15 protein-coding genes and 3 riboswitches are annotated in these 17,872 nt (G+C 72.8%); of the genes, 11 read left to right on the forward strand and 4 right to left on the reverse strand.

Annotated features, from left to right (window positions below; genetic code table 11):
- Positions 1-190: 190 nt before the first annotated feature.
- The gene (locus tag JL106_RS04635; RefSeq protein WP_205259527.1) at positions 191-424 is read left to right on the forward strand and encodes a hypothetical protein; all 234 of its coding nucleotides are present in this window, start codon (positions 191-193) and stop codon (positions 422-424) included.
- Between the two features lie 26 nt (positions 425-450).
- Here JL106_RS04635 and JL106_RS04640 read toward each other — a convergent pair whose 3' ends face one another.
- On the reverse strand, positions 451-1,041 hold the full coding sequence (locus JL106_RS04640; RefSeq protein WP_205259528.1) for a YbaK/EbsC family protein: 591 nt from the start codon (positions 1,039-1,041) through the stop codon (positions 451-453).
- Between the two features lie 268 nt (positions 1,042-1,309).
- Between JL106_RS04640 and JL106_RS04645 the strand changes: the two genes are divergently transcribed.
- Both JL106_RS04645 and JL106_RS04650 read left to right on the forward strand, forming a co-directional pair.
- Positions 1,310-1,615 carry a hypothetical protein gene (locus JL106_RS04645; RefSeq protein WP_205259529.1) on the forward strand — a complete coding sequence of 102 codons (306 nt, stop codon included), beginning with the start codon at positions 1,310-1,312 and terminating at the stop codon, positions 1,613-1,615.
- Complete coding sequence (locus tag JL106_RS04650; protein ID WP_205259530.1) at positions 1,609-2,034, forward strand: hypothetical protein; 426 nt, start codon at positions 1,609-1,611, stop codon at positions 2,032-2,034. The genes JL106_RS04645 and JL106_RS04650 overlap by 7 nt, the downstream gene beginning before the upstream one ends.
- A 5-nt stretch (positions 2,035-2,039) precedes the next feature.
- On the opposite strand, the gene JL106_RS04655 is transcribed toward JL106_RS04650, so the two are convergent.
- Together JL106_RS04655 and JL106_RS04660 are read right to left on the reverse strand one after the other, a co-directional pair.
- On the reverse strand, positions 2,040-3,179 hold the full coding sequence (locus tag JL106_RS04655; protein ID WP_205259580.1) for a ribonucleotide-diphosphate reductase subunit beta: 1,140 nt from the start codon (positions 3,177-3,179) through the stop codon (positions 2,040-2,042).
- A gap of 167 nt (positions 3,180-3,346) precedes the next feature.
- On the reverse strand, positions 3,347-6,364 hold the full coding sequence (locus JL106_RS04660) for a ribonucleoside-diphosphate reductase subunit alpha (protein WP_205259531.1): 3,018 nt from the start codon (positions 6,362-6,364) through the stop codon (positions 3,347-3,349).
- A 132-nt stretch (positions 6,365-6,496) separates the two neighbouring features.
- Positions 6,497-6,758, reverse strand: a riboswitch (cobalamin riboswitch).
- Positions 6,759-6,886: 128 nt separating this feature from the next.
- Positions 6,887-7,072: riboswitch (cobalamin riboswitch) on the forward strand.
- An 86-nt stretch (positions 7,073-7,158) separates the two neighbouring features.
- On the opposite strand from JL106_RS04660, the gene JL106_RS04665 reads away from it, so the two are divergent.
- From JL106_RS04665 to metE, 8 genes are all read left to right on the forward strand, one after another.
- Complete coding sequence (locus tag JL106_RS04665; protein ID WP_205259532.1) at positions 7,159-8,745, forward strand: ABC transporter substrate-binding protein; 1,587 nt, start codon at positions 7,159-7,161, stop codon at positions 8,743-8,745.
- 10 nt (positions 8,746-8,755) lie between these two features.
- Entirely contained in the window at positions 8,756-9,739 is a 984-nt protein-coding gene (locus JL106_RS04670; protein ID WP_205259533.1) for an ABC transporter permease, read from the forward strand.
- A complete protein-coding gene (locus JL106_RS04675) occupies positions 9,736-10,623 on the forward strand; it encodes an ABC transporter permease (protein ID WP_205259534.1) in 888 nt (295 codons plus the stop codon). Before JL106_RS04670 ends, JL106_RS04675 begins: the two co-directional genes overlap by 4 nt.
- On the forward strand, positions 10,620-12,167 hold the full coding sequence (locus JL106_RS04680) for an ABC transporter ATP-binding protein (protein ID WP_205259535.1): 1,548 nt from the start codon (positions 10,620-10,622) through the stop codon (positions 12,165-12,167). Before JL106_RS04675 ends, JL106_RS04680 begins: the two co-directional genes overlap by 4 nt.
- Complete coding sequence (locus tag JL106_RS04685) at positions 12,164-12,985, forward strand: (2Fe-2S)-binding protein (RefSeq protein WP_205259536.1); 822 nt, start codon at positions 12,164-12,166, stop codon at positions 12,983-12,985. The genes JL106_RS04680 and JL106_RS04685 overlap by 4 nt, the downstream gene beginning before the upstream one ends.
- Positions 12,986-13,147: 162 nt before the next feature.
- On the forward strand, positions 13,148-13,327 hold the full coding sequence (locus JL106_RS21940) for a hypothetical protein (RefSeq protein ID WP_205259537.1): 180 nt from the start codon (positions 13,148-13,150) through the stop codon (positions 13,325-13,327).
- A 157-nt stretch (positions 13,328-13,484) separates the two neighbouring features.
- Positions 13,485-13,958: an acyl-CoA thioesterase gene (locus tag JL106_RS21945; protein ID WP_205259538.1), complete on the forward strand. Its 474-nt coding sequence runs from the start codon at positions 13,485-13,487 to the stop codon at positions 13,956-13,958.
- A riboswitch (cobalamin riboswitch) is annotated at positions 13,917-14,141 on the forward strand. Its footprint overlaps the gene before it by 42 nt.
- A 118-nt stretch (positions 14,142-14,259) precedes the next feature.
- Entirely contained in the window at positions 14,260-16,515 is a 2,256-nt protein-coding gene (gene metE, locus JL106_RS04700) for a 5-methyltetrahydropteroyltriglutamate--homocysteine S-methyltransferase (protein WP_205259539.1), read from the forward strand.
- 84 nt (positions 16,516-16,599) lie between these two features.
- Here metE and JL106_RS04705 read toward each other — a convergent pair whose 3' ends face one another.
- Entirely contained in the window at positions 16,600-17,868 is a 1,269-nt protein-coding gene (locus tag JL106_RS04705; protein WP_328841332.1) for a short-chain fatty acyl-CoA regulator family protein, read from the reverse strand.
- Positions 17,869-17,872: the final 4 nt, after the last annotated feature.

The following is a 17,872-nucleotide window of genomic DNA, read 5'->3' on the forward strand; positions in this document are numbered from 1 at the left end:
ACGGCGGTCGCACCGTCGGGCGGGTACCCCGCCACCGGGGGTTCCAGATGCACACCGTGAGAGCGGATCCGATGGCCCACACCTTGTTTCGGCCCTGACGGGACAGGGAAGCCGCCCGTTCGGCCGGTCGCACGTGGCGGCACCTCCCGGTCCGACCGCGCCGCAAGCGGGACCACCGACGGTGATCGGCATGAAGGCACGCCGCATCTCCCTGTCCCTGCTGACCCTGGTGGATGAGCCGGACGACCTCACCGACACTCCCACCGACGTCACCGAGGCGGCCATCGTGTGCCACCTGTCGGGTGAGGAGCAGGGCTTCTGGTTCCGCGGCACCGACGCGGTCGTGGTGTCGGTGCAGGGCACCGAGACGCCGACCACGGCGTTGAGCATGGTCGCCGATCTGCCGCTGGTCACCGCGTCCTGACGGCTGGTCGGACTGCGGCCGCGGGCTCAGCCGACCGGCCGGGCCAGCCCCTCGATCAGCTCGGCCTGCGGCAGCCGGGCCAGGTCGGCGCCGTCGATCACCAGCTTGGATCCGCGGATGCCGGAGCCGATGACCACCGGCCCCGCCGCGGCGACGGCCGCGTCGACGAGGATCGGCCAGTCGGTGGGCAGGCCGATCGGGGTGATCCCGCCGTACTCCATCCCGCTCCGGGCCACCGCCGCCTCCATCGGTGCGAAGGAGATCTTGCGGACGTCCAGTCGGCGGCGCAGCACCCCGTTCACATCGGCCCGGGTGGTGGCCAGCACGATCGCCGCGGCCCACCGTTCCTGTCCCTCCCGCTTGCCGGCGACCAGCACGCAGTTGGCCGAGGCCGCGGCGGGCACGTCGTACGCGGCGCAGAACGCCGCCGTGTCGGCCAGATCCGCGTCGATGGCGGCCACGCCCACCGGTCCGAGCCCGGCGGAGACGGCCGGGTCGCGCAGGGCCGCCCGGACCGGGTCGGCCAGCAGCTCGGGCACGTCGAGGGCGGGCTGCCAGTGCAGTGAGCCGAGGACTGGGAGGGGGCGACCGTCGGCAGTGTCGTCGTGCAGGGCCATGACGGTCAGCGTGCCATCCAGCGCGATCGTCGCGTGGGCAGCCCGGCGATCGCCGGCGACGGCGCGCGGGTCGCAGCGTCCGCTCGGTCCGACGAGATCTTCTCATCGGGCTCTCATCCTGGCTTCCGCGGCGCGGCCCACGGTGGTCGCCTGGCGACGTGCCGTTCCGCGCGTCCGGCGGCGTCGTCAGTGCTCGTGGTCGGCGCATCCGCTCACGATCTGGCCGACCACCTCGGACAGGAGTGATGGTCCCCCACATGGTCACGCGATGAAGCTGGTCGAGCTGACACCCGCCCGATGGTCCGCCCCGCGCCGGGCGGCGGGCGCGGTCGCCTCCGCCGTCGCGCTGATCGGGTCGGCCTTCGGAGTCGTCAGCCTCGTCGCACCGCGCATCACCCCGTGGGACGTGTTGCGCGATCCGGCTTCTCCCCTGGTCCGGCTGGTCGACGTGGGGGCGGAGGGCAACGTGCACACCTGGTTCGACGTGGCGGTCCTGACGCTGGGCGCGGCGGCCGGCGCGGTGACGGCCGCCTCGCGCACCGCGCCGGTCAACGCCGATGGTCGTGGATGGTGATCGCGACGGTGGTCACCCTGCTGGCCCTGGACGATCTGGCCGCCCGGCACGAGCGACTCGAGCCGATCGGACGCGCCATGGGCGGCGGCGACGGCGGCCTGCACTGCGCCTGGCTCGTCCCTGGTCTCGTCCTCGCGGGCGGGATCGTCGCCGTCACCCTGCTGACGGTGCGTCGGCTTGCGTTCGCACCTGCCTGCTGGGTGTTCGACGGCATCCTCACCACCGTCGCCGTCGCCGTCGCCGTCGCCGTCGCCGTCGCCGTCGCCGTCGCCGTCGCCGTCGCCGTCGCCGTCGCCGTGGCCGTGGGACTCGAGGCCCCGGGTGCGGACTGGTCATCGACTCCCGCGCCGCCTGACGGAGTCCCCGGCGGGCGCTCGTCCGTCCGGTCGAGCGCCCGCCGGATCATGCCCGGGTCATGATCAAGTCACCACTGCAGGCCGCTGCCGGTCTGGTACTCGATGACCCGGGTCTCGAAGAAGTTCTTCTCCTTCTTGAGATCCATCATCTCGCTCATCCACGGGAACGGGTTGTCCACATCGGGGAACAGCGGGGCCAGGCCGATCTGCACGCATCGCCGGTTGGTGATGAAGTGCATGTACCGCTCGCACTGCTCGGCGTTCAGCCCCAGCATGCCGGTCGGCATGGTGTCCCGGCCGTAGGCGATCTCGAGTTCGCAGGCGTCGGCGAGCATCTGGCGGACCTCGGCCTGGAACTCCGACGACCACAGGTGCGGGTTCTCGATCTTGATCTGGTTGATCACGTCGATGCCGAAGTTCAGGTGGATCGACTCGTCCCGCAGGATGTACTGGTACTGCTCGGCGATGCCGACCATCTTGTTGCGCCGGCCGAGCGACAGGATCTGCGCGAACCCGGTGTAGAACCACATGCCCTCGAACACCACGTAGAAGGCGATGAGGTCACGCAGGAAGGCCTGGTCGGCCTCCGGCGTCCCGGTGCGGAAGTCCGGGTCCTCCAGGTGCTGGGTGTACTGCAGCGCCCAGGCGTCCTTGGCGGTGATCGACGGCACCTCCCGGTACATGTTGAACAGCTCGCCCTCGTCCAGGCCGAGCGACGTGCAGATGTACTGGAACGTGTGGGTGTGCACGGCCTCCTCGAAGGCCTGCCGCAGCAGGTACTGGCGGCACTCCGGGTTGGTCAGCTGCCGGTACACGGCCAGCACGATGTTGTTGGCCACCAACGACTCCGCCGTGGCGAAGAAGCCCAGGTTGCGCTTGAGCATCGTCCGCTCGGCCTCGGTCAGACCGGTGCCGGTCGGATCCGCCGGACGCTTCCACAGTGCGATGTCCGCCTGCATGGACACCTCGGTGGGCATCCAGTGGTTGTTGCAGCCGGCCAGGTACTTCTCCCACGCCCACCCGTACTTCAGCGGGAGCAGCTGGTTGACGTCGGCCCGGGCGTTGATCATCGCCTTCTCGCTCACCGACACCCGGCCGCCGCCGGCGTCGATGGACCCCAGGCCGGTACCCGACTGGGCGCCCGCAGCATCCGTCGCGGCGTCCGCTGCCGCGCCGGTCGGGGAGACCGCCGGCGCCCCCGACGGCAGCCCCGACGGCGGTCCCGATGGCACGGCGGCGACGGCGGTCTCGCCTGCGGCTCCGTGCGGCCGGGCCGGCGGCTCGGCGGTCAGCGTGGCCGTCGGTGACCCGGCCGGATCCGGAGATCCCGGGGTCGAGCCGGTGGCCGGCGCGTCGAAGGAGTTCCAGAAGTCACTCACTGGCAGGCCTCGCAATCGGGATCGTCGACGGAGCACACCGCGCCGGGAGTCGCGTCGAGCACGAACTCCGGAGCGGGCGCGAGGGTCGGAGCCGGCGCCGGGGCAGCCGGCGCCTGGGCCACCGCCACCGGGCTCGGCGCCGGAGCAACCGCCGCCGGGGCGACCACCGCGGTCGCCGGGGCGGCAGGCTGGGTGGGGAGCGCGGCGACCGCGTTGAGCTTGCCGTCGGTGCCGCGCAGCGTCGACTTCTCGACGTGGGTGGCCGAGGTGGACCGCAGGTAGTAGGTGGTCTTGCAGCCGGTCCGCCAGGCCAGCCGGTACAACTCATCCAGCTTGCGGCCGTTCGGGGCGGCCACGTACAGGTTCAGCGACTGCGCCTGGTCGATCCACTTCTGCCGGCGCGACGCGGCGTGGACCAGCCAGGAGCCGTCGACCTCGAACGCCGTGGCGAACAGCTCCTTGACGTCCTGCGGGATCCGGTCGATCGGCCACAGCGACCCGTCGAAGTACTTCAGGTCGGCCACCATCACCTCGTCCCACAGCCCGCGCTCCTTGAGCACCCGCACGAGATGCTCGTTGACCACCGTGAAGTCGCCGCTCATGTTGGACTTGACGTACAGGTTCCGGTACGTCGGCTCGATCGACTGGGAGACGCCGACGATGTTGGAGATGGTCGCGGTCGGGGCGATGGCCATCACGTTGGAGTTGCGCATGCCCTGCCGGAGCACTTTCTGCCGCAACGCGTCCCAGTCCAGCCGGGTGGTGGTGTCCTGGTCGAGGTCACCGCCGCGGTGCTCGGCCAGGATGGCCACCGAGTCGATGGGCAGCACGCCCCGGCTCCACAGGGAGCCGTCGTAGGAGGCGTACCGGCCCCGCTCGGCGGCCAGGTCGCTGGAGGCGGAGATGGCGAACCAGGACAGCTGTTCCATCGAGGTGTCGGCGAACTCGACCGCGCCGGCCGAGGCGTACGGCAGGCCGAGGGTGACCAGCGCGTCGGCGAAGCCCATCAGCCCGAGGCCGACCGGCCGGTGCCGCAGGTTCGACCGCCGGGCCGACGGCACGGTGTAGAGGTTGATGTCGATGACGTTGTCCAGCATCCGGACCGCGGTGGTCACGGTGCGGCGCAGCCGCTCGACGTCCAGCCCGTCGGCGGTGACGTGCGCGGCCAGGTTCACCGAACCCAGGTTGCAGACCGCGGTCTCGGCCTGATCACCGCTGCGGGTGTTCAGGGTGATCTCGGTGCACAGGTTGGACGAGTGCACCACGCCGACGTGCTGTTGCGGGGAGCGCAGGTTGCACGGGTCCTTGAAGGTGATCCACGGGTGCCCGGTCTCGAACAGCGCGGTGAGCATCTTGCGCCACAGGTCGACGGCGTCGACGCGGCGGAACACCCGCAGCTCGCCACGGTCGGCGGCGGCCTCGTACTCGGCGTAGCGCTGGGTGAACGCGGTGCCGACCAGGTCGTGCAGGTCGGGCGTCTCGTCCGGGCTGAACAGGGTCCACGTCGCGCCCGCCTCGACCCGGCGCAGGAACTCGTCCGGAACCCAGTTGGCCGTGTTCATGTCGTGCGTGCGGCGACGCTCGTCACCGGTGTTCTTGCGCAGATCGAGGAACTCCTCGATGTCCACGTGCCAGGTCTCCAGGTACGCGCACACCGCACCCTTGCGCTTGCCGCCCTGGTTCACCGCCACCGCGGTGTCGTTGGCGATCTTGAGGAACGGGACCACGCCGGAGGACGAGCCGTTGGTGCCCTTGATGTGCGCACCGATGCCACGGATCGGCGTCCAGTCGTTGCCCAGGCCGCCGGAGAACTTGGCCAGCAGGGCGTTGTTGCGGATGGAGGAGAAGATGTCCTCCAGGTCGTCGTCCACCGTGGTCAGGAAGCACGACGACAGCTGCGGCCGGACGGTGCCCGAGTTGAACAGGGTCGGCGTGGAGGCCATGAAGAGATGCGACGACAGCAGTCGGTAGAACTCGACGGCGCGGTCCTCGCGGTCGAGCTCCCGCACGGCCAGGCCCATGGCCACCCGCATGAAGAAGACCTGCGGCAGCTCGTACCGGGTCCCGTGGGAGTGCAGGAAGTACCGGTCGTACAGGGTCTGCAGGCCGAGGAAGGTGAAGCGGTCGTCGGCGGACGGGTCCAGGGCGGCACCCAGCCGGTCCAGGTCGAACTCGCCCAGCACCGGGTCGAGCTGGCCCAGTTCGATCCCGCGACGCACGAAGCCGCGCAGCGCTTCCGGGTACCGCTGCCGCATCTCGTCGGCGGTGGCCTCGTCCGGCGCTCCGGTCAGGAAGGTGAGCGCCTCCGCGCGCAGAGTGTCGTTCAGCAGCCGGGCGGCCACGAACGAGTAGTTCGGCTCGGTCTCCACCAGCACCCGGGCGGCCAGGATCGGCGCGAGACCCAGTTCCTTGGCGGACATCCCGTCGTACAGGTTCTCCCGGGTGCCGTTCAGCACCGTGGCCGCGTCGACGTCGGCCAGGCCGCGGCAGGCCTCGCCGATGACGACCTCGAGCCGCCGGACGTCGATGGGGGTCCGGCTCCCGTCGGGGCCGACCACGGTCAGCGGCGCGGCGTCGGCGAGCGGCAGGTCCGTCCCGGCGGACTCCCGCGCGGCCCGGGCCCGGCGGTGCTCCTCGCGGTACAGGATGTACGCACGGGCCACCGCCGCGTGCCCGCCGCGCATGAGGGCCAGCTCGACCTGGTCCTGGATCTCCTCCAGGTCGACCGGCCGACCGGAGCCGGTCCCGTCGGAGAACCGGCGGGTCAGCGTCTCGACCACCGCGTCGGTGAGCTCCACCACGGCGCTGCGCAGTTTGGCCGACTGGCCCGCGGAGCTGCCGTCGACGGCCAGGAACGCCTTGGTCACCGCGACACTGATCCGGCCCGGGTCGAAGTCGGCGGTGCTGCCGTCGCGGCGGCGGACCCGCGGCGGCGCGACCGACTCGGTGGGGACGACCGACGCTCGCGGCGGCTCTCCCAGCAGGACGTCGGGCAGCGGCTGGGTCTGGGTCATGCGCTCTCCTCGCGGGCAGATCACCAGGGGTCGGCGGGCCCGGTGGAGCTGCGGCGAGGTCCCGGCGCCCACGAGCGGACAGCACAGGATCCGCACCGACCCTCCTCCGGGGCACGGCGACGGCGCACCCCGGTGGGGTGCGCGCCGGCGGCAGGTCTTCGGACTCGTGGGCGACCGGGCACGGACCCGGCCGGATGCCGGGTGCTGCACGGAGTCCTACTGGCCGTCGCTTCCCAGGAGCCGTCGGCTCCCAGTGCTGTCAGCTCCGGTGGACCGGAGGAGGACGGCGGTCGTTCCCACTCACCGCTGCGGGGCAGTCCCGGATTCGCGCCGGGTTCCCTCTTGCCGCTCCGGGCCTGGATCGGCCGGAGCACCGCTGGTAGCGCAGACCATACATGTACGCGGTCGCCGCGCTCGCAACCCCAACATGTAGGGCGATGGGCGTGTCGACGGTCCTGGCGCCAGACGGCCGGGCCGCGGCCGGTGTGATCCATTCCCGCGTTCCGGACCCGGCGGCCGGTGATACCTTCCCGCCGTCGTGGTGTTCGGGAAGTCGGTGCGACGCCGGCGCGGCCCTCGCCACTGTGATCGGGAGATCACCTCACGTCCCTCCTCCAGGGGGACAGCCACTGGGCGCTCGCCGCCTGGGAAGGCGAGGCGATCGCACCACCCGTCAGCCAGGAGACCGGCCACGACACCCGAAGTCATCCACGAGGTGTTGGAGGCGACGTCGAATGACGTGGCGTGAGCATGCCCTTCTCCGACCGACGGTGCGCCGTCGACGTGCTCGAGCGGTGGTCGCGGCGCTCGCCGCCGGCCTGCTGGCCGTGGCCGGCTGCTCGACCACCGGGGGTGACTCCGCCACCACCAGCTCGCCGTCGGGCACCGCAGCGACCGGGAGCAGCGCCGCCCCGCCGCCGGCCGAGCTGACCATCGCAACCAGCTTCGGCATCGACAGTCTCGACCCGCTCACCGACGGGTTCTGGGGACCCGAGTTCGGGTACGTCGAACTCCTCATGCGACCGGAGCGCAGCGGAACTCCCAGCCCGTGGGTGCTGCGGGAGCTCACCGCGGTGGACGACACCACCTGGCAGATGGTGCTCAACGAGGGCATCTCCTTCCAGAGCGGTCGCCCCCTGGACGGTGCCGCCCTGGCGCAGCTGCTGAACTGGACCGCCGAGAACAACGAGGGCTTCGCCACCGCCTCGGCCTTCGCCTCCGCCGAGGCGACCGGGCCGCTCGAGGTCACCATGACCACCAGCCGGCCCATCCCGTTGCTGGCCAACACCCTGGCCGACGAGTCCAACGTGCTCGTGCTCGACGTGGACGCCTACGAGGCGGCCGCGCCGCAGGCCGAGACCGACCCGGCCGTCTACCTGGACGCCGGCCTGTACACCGGCGCCTACGAGATGCAGAGCCTGGACACCGAGACCGCCGTGCTGGCCCCCGATGCCGACCATTGGGGCGGCACGCCGGCGCTGAGCGCGCTGACCATCAAGTTCGTCCCCGAGGTCACCGCGCGGGTGCAGGCCGTGCAGGCCGGTGAGGCCGACCTGGCGCTGTACATCCCGACCTCGGTGGCCGCCACGCTCGAGGGCCGTGACGACGCGTACTACGTCACCGGGCAGCCGACCGGGTCGCAGTTCGCGCTGCAGTTCAACGTCCGCGGCGCGCCGACCGATGATGTCCTGGTCCGCCGGGCACTGCTGGCCGCAGTCGACTACCGAGCGCTGGCCGACGACGTGCTGCAGGGTCTGGCGTCGGTGGCCGAGGGCATCTATCCGCCGTCGGTGCCGTGGGCGGTCACCACCCAGGTCACCGATCCGACGGTCGCGGCCGGTCTGCTCGACCAGGCCGGCTGGACGGCAGGGTCCGACGGCACCCGGAGCAAGGACGGCCAGCCGCTCACCATCCGGATGCTGACCTACCCGCAGCAGCCGGACTCCGACACTCTGGCCGTGGCGCTGCAGGCGCAACTCGCCGAGCTGGGCGTGCAGGTCGAGGTCAACCAGGTCCCGGACATCTACGCCGCGCAGGAGTCCGGCGAGTGGGAGACGGCGATCCTGAGCGACTCGCTGCTGTCCTACGGGGGCAGCCCGGTCGACGGCCTGGCCGACGACCTGCGCACCGACGGCGAGCAGAACTACAGCGGCGTCAGCATTCCCGAGCTCGACGCGTTGATCGACCAGGTGCAGATCACCTTCGATCCGGCCGAACGGACAGAGCTCCTCGAACAGGTCCAGCAGGTCGTGCACGACCACGCCGTGTGGGGCGCGCTGGTGTTCCGCACCCCCGCGGTGGTGACCGGCCCGCAGTGGCGGGGGTACGAGACGCCCATCTCGAACCTGTGGGTGACCGCCCAGACTGCTCCGTCGGCCTGAGCCCGGTCCCGTGCTGACCACCGTCCTGGGACGGGTCGGCCAGGCCCTGCTCACCCTGCTCGGCGGCGCCGTCCTGGTGTTCGCCCTGCTGGTCCTGGCCCCGGGTGATCCGGCCCGGCGGGTCCTGCACGCCCGAGGCGTGCAGGACCCGTCCCCGGCCGCCATCGCGGCGTTGCGCACGCAGCTGCACCTGGACGATCCGCTGCCGCTGCGCTTCTGGCACTGGCTGACCGGGCTGCTGCACGGCGATCTCGGACTGTCCTGGCGGACCGGCCGCCCGGTGATCGACGAGTTCCTGCTCCGGCTGCCGGCCACCGCGATCCTCACCGTGACCGCGCTCGTGCTGGCCGTCGCCATGGCGCTGGTGCTGGCCCTGGCGGCGGCCGCGCGCCCGGGCGGCTGGCCGGATCACGTCGGCCGGTGGATCAGCCTGGTGCTGCTGGTGGTGCCCGGGTTCCTCATCGGCGTGCTGGCGCTGGACGTGCTGGTGGTGCGGATGGGCATGGGTCGGGTGATCAGCGACGGCACCTGGGGCACCGTCTTCCTGCCCGCGCTGGTGCTCGCCCTGGGCTCGGCGGCGACCTGGTCGCGGGTGCTGCGGGCCGGCCTGCTGGACGCCGGGTCGGCGTCGTACCTCCGGGTGAGCGCCGCTCGGGGGGCCTCCGCACCACGCCGGCTGCTGGTGCACCAGCTGCCGAACGCGATCCCGGCCTTCCTGACCATGGTCGGACTGGGCACCGCCGCGCTGCTCGGCGGCGCGCCCATCGTGGAGAGCGTCTTCACCTGGCCGGGGATCGGCCGGTACACGGTGCAGGCCATCGAGGCCCGCGACATGCCCGTGGTGGTCGGCTACACCATGCTCGCGGTGCTCATCTACGTGGTGGCCAGCCTGGTCATCGACCTGCTGAACGCCGCGATCGACCCACGGCTGCGTCGGCCGGCGTCGACCCGACGCCCACGTCGGCGGCCGCTGGTCCCGGTGGGCACGTCATGAGCCTGCTCAGTCCGGGCGTCACCGTCGTCGAGACACCCGTGCAACTGCGGACTCCCACCGGGTCGCTCTGGCGCGGACTGTGGCGGCACCGGGAGGGACGGATCGGGCTGCTCCTCGGCGGCGTGCTGCTGCTGGTCGCCGCGTTCGGCCCGCTGCTCACCGCCGACCCGAATGCCACCGACTACGCCAACCAGTTGCAGGGCCCGAGCGGCGCGCACTGGCTGGGCACCGACCGGGCCGGGCGGGACCTGGTGGCCCGCACGGTGGCCGGTGCGCAGGCCTCGCTCGGCGCCGCGCTGCTGGTGATGGCCATCTCGACCGCCGTCGGTCTGCTGGTCGGGGTGATCGCCGGATCGGCCGGAGGCGCGGTCGACGCCGTGCTCACCCGCATCACCGACATCCTCCTCGGACTGCCCGGTCTCGTCATGACCCTGGCCCTGGTCGGCCTGCTCGGGCCCGGATTCGTCAACCTGGTGCTGGCCATGTCGATCAGCAGCTGGGCCGGACTGGCCCGGTTGGCCCGGGCGGTGGCCCGGTCGTCCGGATCCCGCCCGGACGTGCTGGCCGCCAGGATGGCCGGCGCCGGGCGGATCCGGATCGCGGTCGGGCACGTGCTGCCCGCAGCGGCGGGCCAGGTGCTGGTCGCGGCGACCCTCGGCCTGGGCGAGATCGTGCTCGCCCTGGGCGGTCTGTCCTTCCTCGGCCTCGGCGCCCAGCCGCCGACCGCGGAGTGGGGGAACATGCTGGCCTCCGCCCGGGAGACCCTGGCCTCCGCACCGCACCAGTTGATCGGTCCCGGCCTCGGGCTGGTCCTGACCGTGCTGGCCGCCACCCTGGTCAGCGACGCGCTGCGCGACGTCACCGATCTCGGGAACCGGGCATGACCGCGGAGCTCGACCCCCGCGCGGCGACCCCCGACGGTGCCGCCGGGGCGGCGCTGCGGGTGACCGGACTCTCGGTCACCTACGCCAACGGCTTCGCCGCCCTGCGCGACGTCGACCTGACCGTCCAGCCCGGACGCCGCGTGGGCATCGTCGGCAGCTCCGGCTGCGGCAAGACCACCCTGCTGCGCGCGGTGCTCGGTCTGCTGCCGCACCGGGCCACGGTGACCGGTCGGATCGAGCTGGACGGCGCCGATCTCACCGGCGCCTCGCAGCGCCGGCTGCGCGAGATCCGCGGGGTCCGGCTCGGGTACGTGGCCCAGGACCCGTTCGCGGCGTGCGACCCGCTGCGCCGGGTCGAGCACCACGTCGCCGAATCCTGGACCGCCCACCGACTCCCGCCACCGGCCGGTGAGATCGAGCGCGGGCTGGCCGGCGTCGGCATCCCCGATTCAGCGGTGCGGGCACGCCAGTACCCGCACCAGTGGTCGGGCGGCATGCTGCAACGGGCCACCACGGTGGCGGCCACCGCCCGCGGCCCGGTGGTGACGCTGGCCGACGAGCCGACCAGCGCACTGGACGCGGACCTGGCCGACGAGGCGCTCGACCTGCTGGCCCGGACGTGTTCGGCACTGGTGCTGGTCAGTCACGATCTGAGCCTGGTCGCCCGGCACACCGACGAGATCCTGGTGCTGGCCGACGGCCGGGTGGTGGAACGCGGGTCCTCGGCCGAGGTGCTCGGCGCTCCGGTCCATCCGGTGACCCGGGCGCTGGTCGAGGCGTCGGTGATCCGGCCGCGTGGGGTCGGCCGGCTCACCGGCACCGATCCGGACGACACCCCGGTGTCCCGGGTCCGCGCCGTCCGCAAGGAGTACCGGGTGGGTGGGACGACCACCACCGCGGTGGCCGACGCGGACCTGGCCGTGCGGGCCGGTGAAGTCGTCGGCATCCTCGGGCGGTCCGGCTCCGGCAAGTCGACGCTGCTCCGGCTGGCCGCGGGGATCGAGGCGCCCGACGAGGGCCAGGTGGAGCTGGACGGCACCGCGGTCTGGCCGGCCGGCTCCCGGCGGGCCACGGCGGGCGCCCGGCTGCCCCGCCGCGGATTCGTGATGCCGGTCTTCCAGGACCCGGTGGCCAGCCTGGATCCCCGCTGGCCACTGTGGCGGACGGTCACCGAACCGTTGCTGCTCAGCGGGTCCCGGCTGACCCGCTCCCAGCGGCGCGCCCGCACCATCACCGAGCTGGAGCGGGTCGGACTGGGCGGCGTCGACGTCGACCGGGTGCCCGGTTCGCTGTCGGTCGGGCAGTGCCAACGGGTCGCCGTGGTCCGCGCCCTCATCGCCGGGCCGGCCCTGCTGGTGGCCGACGAGCCGACCGCGTCGCTGGACGTCGACGCGGCCGCAGTGGTGGCCGGGTTGCTCCGGGACGCCGCCGATCGCGGCACGGCGGTGCTGGTGGTCAGCCACGACCGCCCGCGGCTGCAGTCCTACGCCGACCGGATCCTGCGGATGACCGACGGCGTGCTCAGCGAGGAGGACCGCGGATGACCGAGATCGATGCCATGGCAGGCTCTTCGCCTGACGTCGTGAGTGCGGACGCGAGGTCGGTGCTCGCCGAGGTGCTGGCCGCCGTCCCGGCCGACGAGCACGGCCCACTGGTGCCCGGCCCGGGCACCACGCCGGTGCCGTTCGCCCGGGCCCTCGAGCGGGACTGGCTGGCCGACCAGATCGGCCTGCGCGGGCAGCGCTGGGGCACCGACGATCCGCGCACGCTGGCCACCCTGTGGTGGTACTCGGCCTCCGTGTGGGTGCAATGTCCGTCCCTGGCGTCGCTGGTGGTCGCCGGGCGGGCGCTCTCGCCGCGCCTGGACGAGGTGACCATGCACTGGCTGCCGGACAGCCGCATCACCGGATCCACCTGCGCGGCAGTCCTTCCCGGGACCGACCAGGTCGCCGCACTCGGCGCGGCGCTGCGCGAGACGTTCGCGGCCGTCATCCCGGTGGTGGCCGAGCTCGGCGGCGGGATCCGGGAACGGCCGCTGTGGGCGATCGCCTCCGACTCACTGGCCAACCGGCTGCTGTGGATCGGTCGTGCGGTGGGGGACGTGACCGGCGCGACCGCGCTGGCCGTGCCGCTGGCCCGGGCGATCGGGGCGCCGTTCCCGGTCCCCCGGTACGTCGACGTCGCCCCCGATCCGGCCCGGCCCGACCACGACCTGGCCCGCTTCACCCGGCGCTGCTCGTGCTGCCTGCTGTACGAGGCGCCGGGAGCGGACAAGTGCACGTCCTGCCCGAAGCGGACGCCCGCCGACCGGCTGCAGCGGCTGACCGCCGCCGCGGCGACCCTGTCGCCCGGCGACGGATGAGTCCCTCCGGCGGACGGTCCGGCAGCTGTGGCGGATCTCCGCGCCGGTCAGGCCGCGGGTGATGGCCGGCATCGGCGGCCCGGAGATGGCCCTGCTGCTCATCGGGTAGGCGGTCGAGGTGGTGCTGGTCGCCATGATCGGGCGGCCGGGGAGAGCCGCTCGGTGCTCGTCGCCTCGGTGGGATCCGATGCGGTGCTGCTCACCGCATCGGGGTGGCTCGGCCTCGCGCTCGGGTGGGGCATGGACGGTGTCTTCGTCGCCTGGATCGGCTTCGGCATCGCCGACGGTGTCATCGTCGGGGCGCGCCGTCGGACCGGGCGGTGGCGGACGGCCGAGGTGTGAGCCTGCTCGGCCCGACCACTCGTCGTCCGCTGCCCGAGCGTCGTGGTTGCACCCGCGAAGGACGTTCGCAGTCTTGGCAACTCCGGCGGAATTCCCTGCCCGGTCTTCGCACCGGGTGACGCTGCCGGTCGCGGTCCCGACGACCTACCGTGCCGGTGTGACCGCTTCCCTGCTGACCCCGACCGTCGCCGAGACCGAGGGCGGACCCGACCGCGGGACCGACGGCGCGGTGTCGCTCGTCGAGCTGATCCTGCCCGAGCACATCAATCACCACGGCACCCTGTTCGGGGGCCGGGCGGCGGAGCTGATGGTGCGCGCGGCGTTCGTCGCGGCGACGCGGGCGGTCCGCCGGTCCCTGGTCATCGCCGGATCCCGGGATGTCCGGTTCACCTCACCCGTCCATCCGGGCGAACTGCTGGAGATCTCCTCCTGCATCCGGCGGATCGGGCGGACCTCGGTGACCGTCGACCTCGTCGGCCATGCCGAGGATCTGGTCGCCGGCCGACGCCGTCCGGCGATGTCCGGACGTTTCACCCTCGTGGCCGTCGACGACCAGGGACGACCGGCACCGATCGGATCGACGACGGGCTATGCTCCGTCGGCTGGTGGTTCATCCGTGCCCGTGCAGTGATGCCCGGGGTGCGCGATGAGGCAAGAGGGAACCCGGTGGGAATCCGGGACTGCCCCGCAGCGGTGAGCGGGAACGACCGCCGTCACACGCACTGAGGCCGACGTCCTCGGGAAGCGACGGCCAGTAGGCCGGGACCATCCCACGCCCGTGAGTCCGAAGACCTGCCACCGGTGCGTGCGCCGTCCGGCGCGCGCGGATCCGGGGCCTCGCGGGTGGGCCGGGCGGATGCGGGCGCCGCCGTGCCCGCACCATTCGGCTGCCCTCCTGCGCTGCGGATACCACCGCTCGCGAGGAGAGAGCTGTGATCGAACATCCCCCATTGGGCAGCACCGTGCTCGGCTATCCGCGGATCGGGCCCGACCGCGAACTCAAGCGGGCCGTCGAGCGGTACTGGGCCGGTGAGTCGTCCGCGGCGACGCTGCGGTCGACCGCCGCCGACCTGCGACGCGCCACCCGCGCCGAGCTGTCCGGACTCGGATCGGTGCCGGGCAACACGTTCTCGTACTACGACCAGGTGCTGGACGCCGCCCTGGCCGTCGGGGCGGTGCCGCCCCGGTTCGCGTCGCTGGCCGACGGCGATCCGCTGGACCTGCTGTTCGCCATGGCCAGGGGCGCCGAGGGGGTGCCGGCCCTGGAGATGACCAAGTGGTTCGACACCAATTACCACTTCCTGGTTCCCGAGATCGGCCCGGACACCGAGTTCTCGCTGCGGCAGCGAACCGCGGTGGAGGACTTCACCGAGGGCCTGGCCGACGGCGTGGTCACCCGTCCCGTGCTGGTCGGGCCGGTGACCCTGCTGCTGCTGAGCAAGGGGACGGTGCCGGACTTCCGACCGCTGGACCGGCTGGCCGACCTGCTGCCGGTGTACGCGCAGCTGCTGGCCGAGCTGAAGGCGGCCGGGGCCGTCTGGGTCCAGCTGGACGAGCCGGCGTTCGCCGCCGACCGGACCAGCGAGGAGCTGGACGCGCTGAGTCGCGCTTACGCCGAGCTCGGTGGACTCACCGATCGGCCGGCGCTGCTGGTGGCCGGGTACTTCGGCCCGGTGGGACCGGCCCTGCCGGTGCTGGCCGAGGCACCGATCGAGGGCATCGCGCTGGACCTGGTCGCCGGGGCCGCCGACCTCGACACCGCCGCCACGCTCGCCGGTCTGCGGGACAAGACGGTGGTGGCCGGGGTGGTCGAGGGCCGCAACGTCTGGCGGGTCGCGCCGGACCGGGCACTGGCCGCGGCGGCCACCCTGCTCGGCGCCGCGGGGCGGGTGGAGATCGGATCGTCCTGCTCACTGCTGCACGTCCCGTACGACGCCGCCCGGGAGACCGCGCTGCCCGCCGCACTGCGGGACCGGCTGGCCTTCGCGCGGGAGAAGGTGGCCGAGGTCGTCCTGCTCGGGCGGGCCCTGGCCGGTGAGCAGGTCGACGACGAGCTCGCCGCGGCCCGCGCAGTGGCCGACCGGTCGGTGGAGCGCCACGAGGAAGTCCGAGAGCGGTTGGCCGTACTCGGCACCGAGTTCTACGGCCGGCCCGATGGACCGGTCCGCGCCCGCGCGCAGGCCGACGAGCTGCGGCTGCCCAGCGTCCCGACCACCACGATCGGATCGTTCCCGCAGACCGGACCGATCCGCCGGGACCGGGCCGCGTACCGGGCGGGCCGGATCGACGCGGCCGAGTACCAGCAGCGGATGCGCGCCGAGATCGAGCGGGTGGTCCGGCTGCAGGAGGACCTGGGCCTGGACGTGCTGGTGCACGGCGAGCCGGAGCGCAACGACATGGTGCAGTACTTCGCCGAGCACCTGGACGGGTTCGCGACCACCGAGCACGGATGGGTGCAGTCCTACGGGTCCCGCTGCGTCCGGCCGCCCATCCTGTACGGCGACGTCGCCCGGCCCGAGCCCATCACGGTCGGCTGGAGCACCTACGCGAAGTCGCTGACCGACCGGCCGATGAAGGCGATGCTGACCGGGCCGGTGACCATCCTGGCCTGGTCGTTCGTCCGGGCCGACCAGCCGCTCGGTGACACCGCGTTCCAGGTCGCCCTGGCGTTGCGCGACGAGGTGACCGACCTGGAGACGGCCGGGCTGCGCATCATCCAGGTCGACGAGCCCGCGCTGCGCGAGCTGCTGCCGCTGCGGGCAGCGGACCAGCCCGCGTACCTGGACTGGGCGGTCAACTCGTTCAAGATGGCCACCGGCGCGGTGGCCGACACCACCCAGATCCACACGCACCTGTGCTATTCGGAGTTCGGCGAGGTGGTCGGCGCCATCGACGGCCTGGACGCCGATGTCACCACCGTCGAGGCGGCCCGGTCGAAGATGGAGGTGCTCGACGAACTCGGGCCCGGCGTCACCCGCGCCCTCGGGCCCGGGATCTACGACGTGCACTCCCCCGAGGTGCCGGACGTGGCCACGATGGTCGAGCTGCTCCGGGCCGCCCGGTCGGTGATCGGCCCGGAGCGGCTGTGGGCCAACCCGGACTGCGGCCTGAAGACCCGCGGCGATGCCGAGACCACGGCCGCACTGCGCAATCTCGTCGCCGCCGCGGCGGCGGTCCGGGCCGACTGAGCACGGTGGCCCCCGTCGGGTGGTTCCTGGCCGGAGCCACCCGACGGGGGCGGGCGCACGCCGCTCGAGACAGCGGCAGCGGCCTCACTCGAGCCGGACGGTCGGATACGGGGAGAAGGTGCTGCGGGTCTCGACGATGTCGAGCTCGCCGCCCACTCGGGGGAAGGCGCGTTGCGGGCAGTCGTCCCGGCTGCAGACCCGGCAGCCGGCGCCGATCGGCGTGGCCGCGGCCGGGTCGTCCAGATCGAGACCGGTGGAGTAGACGAGCCGCTGGGCATGGCGGAGCTCGCAGCCCAGGGCGATGGCGAACGTCCGACCGGGCGCGCCCCACCGGCGCCGGGACCGGGTCACCGTCCGGGCCACCCAGAGGAAGCGGGCGCCGTCGGGCATCGCCGCGACCTGGACGTTGACCGTGCCCGGTGAGGCGAACGCCTGGTAGACGTTCCACAGGGGGCACGTCCCGCCGCCCCGCGAGAAGTGGAATCCACTGGCGGACTGCCGCTTCGACATGTTCCCGGCCCGGTCCACCCGGACGAAGGAGAACGGCACGCCCGGAGCGGCCGGTCGCTGCAGGGTGGACAGCCGGTGGGCGATGGTCTCGAACCCGATGCCGTAGTGGTCGGCCAGCCGTTCCAGGTCGTAGCGGTACTGCTCTGCCGTCCGGTGGAAGTCGCCGTAGGGCAGCACCAGGGCGGCCGCGAAGTAGTTGGCCAGCCCGATCCGCAGCAGGGTGTGCGTGGTCGGGTCGTCGACGTCCTCGGTCCCGGCGAGCGTGTCGATGAGGGGGTCCTGTTCCAGGAATGCCAGCTGGGTGGCCATCCGGAAGGCCTGCTGGCCGGCGTGCAGGTGTGGGGACAGCCGGAGCACGCGCTGCACCGCGTCGTACGAGTGCAGCTCGTCGTCGTCCTCGAGGCGGGTGATCGTCACGCCGTGGCTGCGCAGCCGGTCGGCCAGCAGCGGCCGCACCCGACCCGGCCGGACGCCCAGCTCGAGCGCCAGTCGCTCGGCGGCATCGTCGAGCTCGGCGACGTGGTTGCGGCGGCGGTAGAAGAAGTCCCGCACCTCTTCGTGCGGTCGCCGCACCGGCAGGGGCCCGCCCTCCCCGGCGGCCCGCGTCTCGGCGGCCAGCAGTTCGTCGGACTGCCGGCTCCGGCGGAACAGGTCCAGTACCGCGTCCGCCACCGCGGGCAGGTCGGTGGCCAGCCGCTGCACCTCACCCGGGGGCACCGTCCGACCGGTGGCCAGCGCGACCTCGGTGAACGCCTCGTGCAGCTCGGCGACCAGCCGCTCCGGACGACGGGCTGCGAAGAAGGCGGCGTCGACGCCGAACGTCTCGGTGATGCGCAACAGCACCGGC

This window comes from Nakamurella leprariae, from assembly GCF_016918035.1.
In the GTDB taxonomy this organism is placed as follows: Bacteria; Actinomycetota; Actinomycetes; order Mycobacteriales; family Nakamurellaceae; genus Nakamurella; species Nakamurella leprariae.

What these genes read in the sequence shown, in the direction of transcription:
- JL106_RS04685 (WP_205259536.1), top strand. Translation starts at nt 12,164, where the DNA reads ATGACCGAGATCGATGCCATGGCAGGCTCTTCGCCTGACGTCGTGAGT.
- JL106_RS04675 (WP_205259534.1), top strand. Translation starts at nt 9,736, where the DNA reads ATGAGCCTGCTCAGTCCGGGCGTCACCGTCGTCGAGACACCCGTGCAA.
- JL106_RS04660 (WP_205259531.1), bottom strand. Translation starts at nt 6,364, where the DNA reads ATGACCCAGACCCAGCCGCTGCCCGACGTCCTGCTGGGAGAGCCGCCG.
- JL106_RS04645 (WP_205259529.1), top strand. Translation starts at nt 1,310, where the DNA reads ATGAAGCTGGTCGAGCTGACACCCGCCCGATGGTCCGCCCCGCGCCGG.
- JL106_RS04635 (WP_205259527.1), top strand. Translation starts at nt 191, where the DNA reads ATGAAGGCACGCCGCATCTCCCTGTCCCTGCTGACCCTGGTGGATGAG.
- JL106_RS04640 (WP_205259528.1), bottom strand. Translation starts at nt 1,041, where the DNA reads ATGGCCCTGCACGACGACACTGCCGACGGTCGCCCCCTCCCAGTCCTC.
- JL106_RS04680 (WP_205259535.1), top strand. Translation starts at nt 10,620, where the DNA reads ATGACCGCGGAGCTCGACCCCCGCGCGGCGACCCCCGACGGTGCCGCC.
- JL106_RS04650 (WP_205259530.1), top strand. Translation starts at nt 1,609, where the DNA reads ATGGTGATCGCGACGGTGGTCACCCTGCTGGCCCTGGACGATCTGGCC.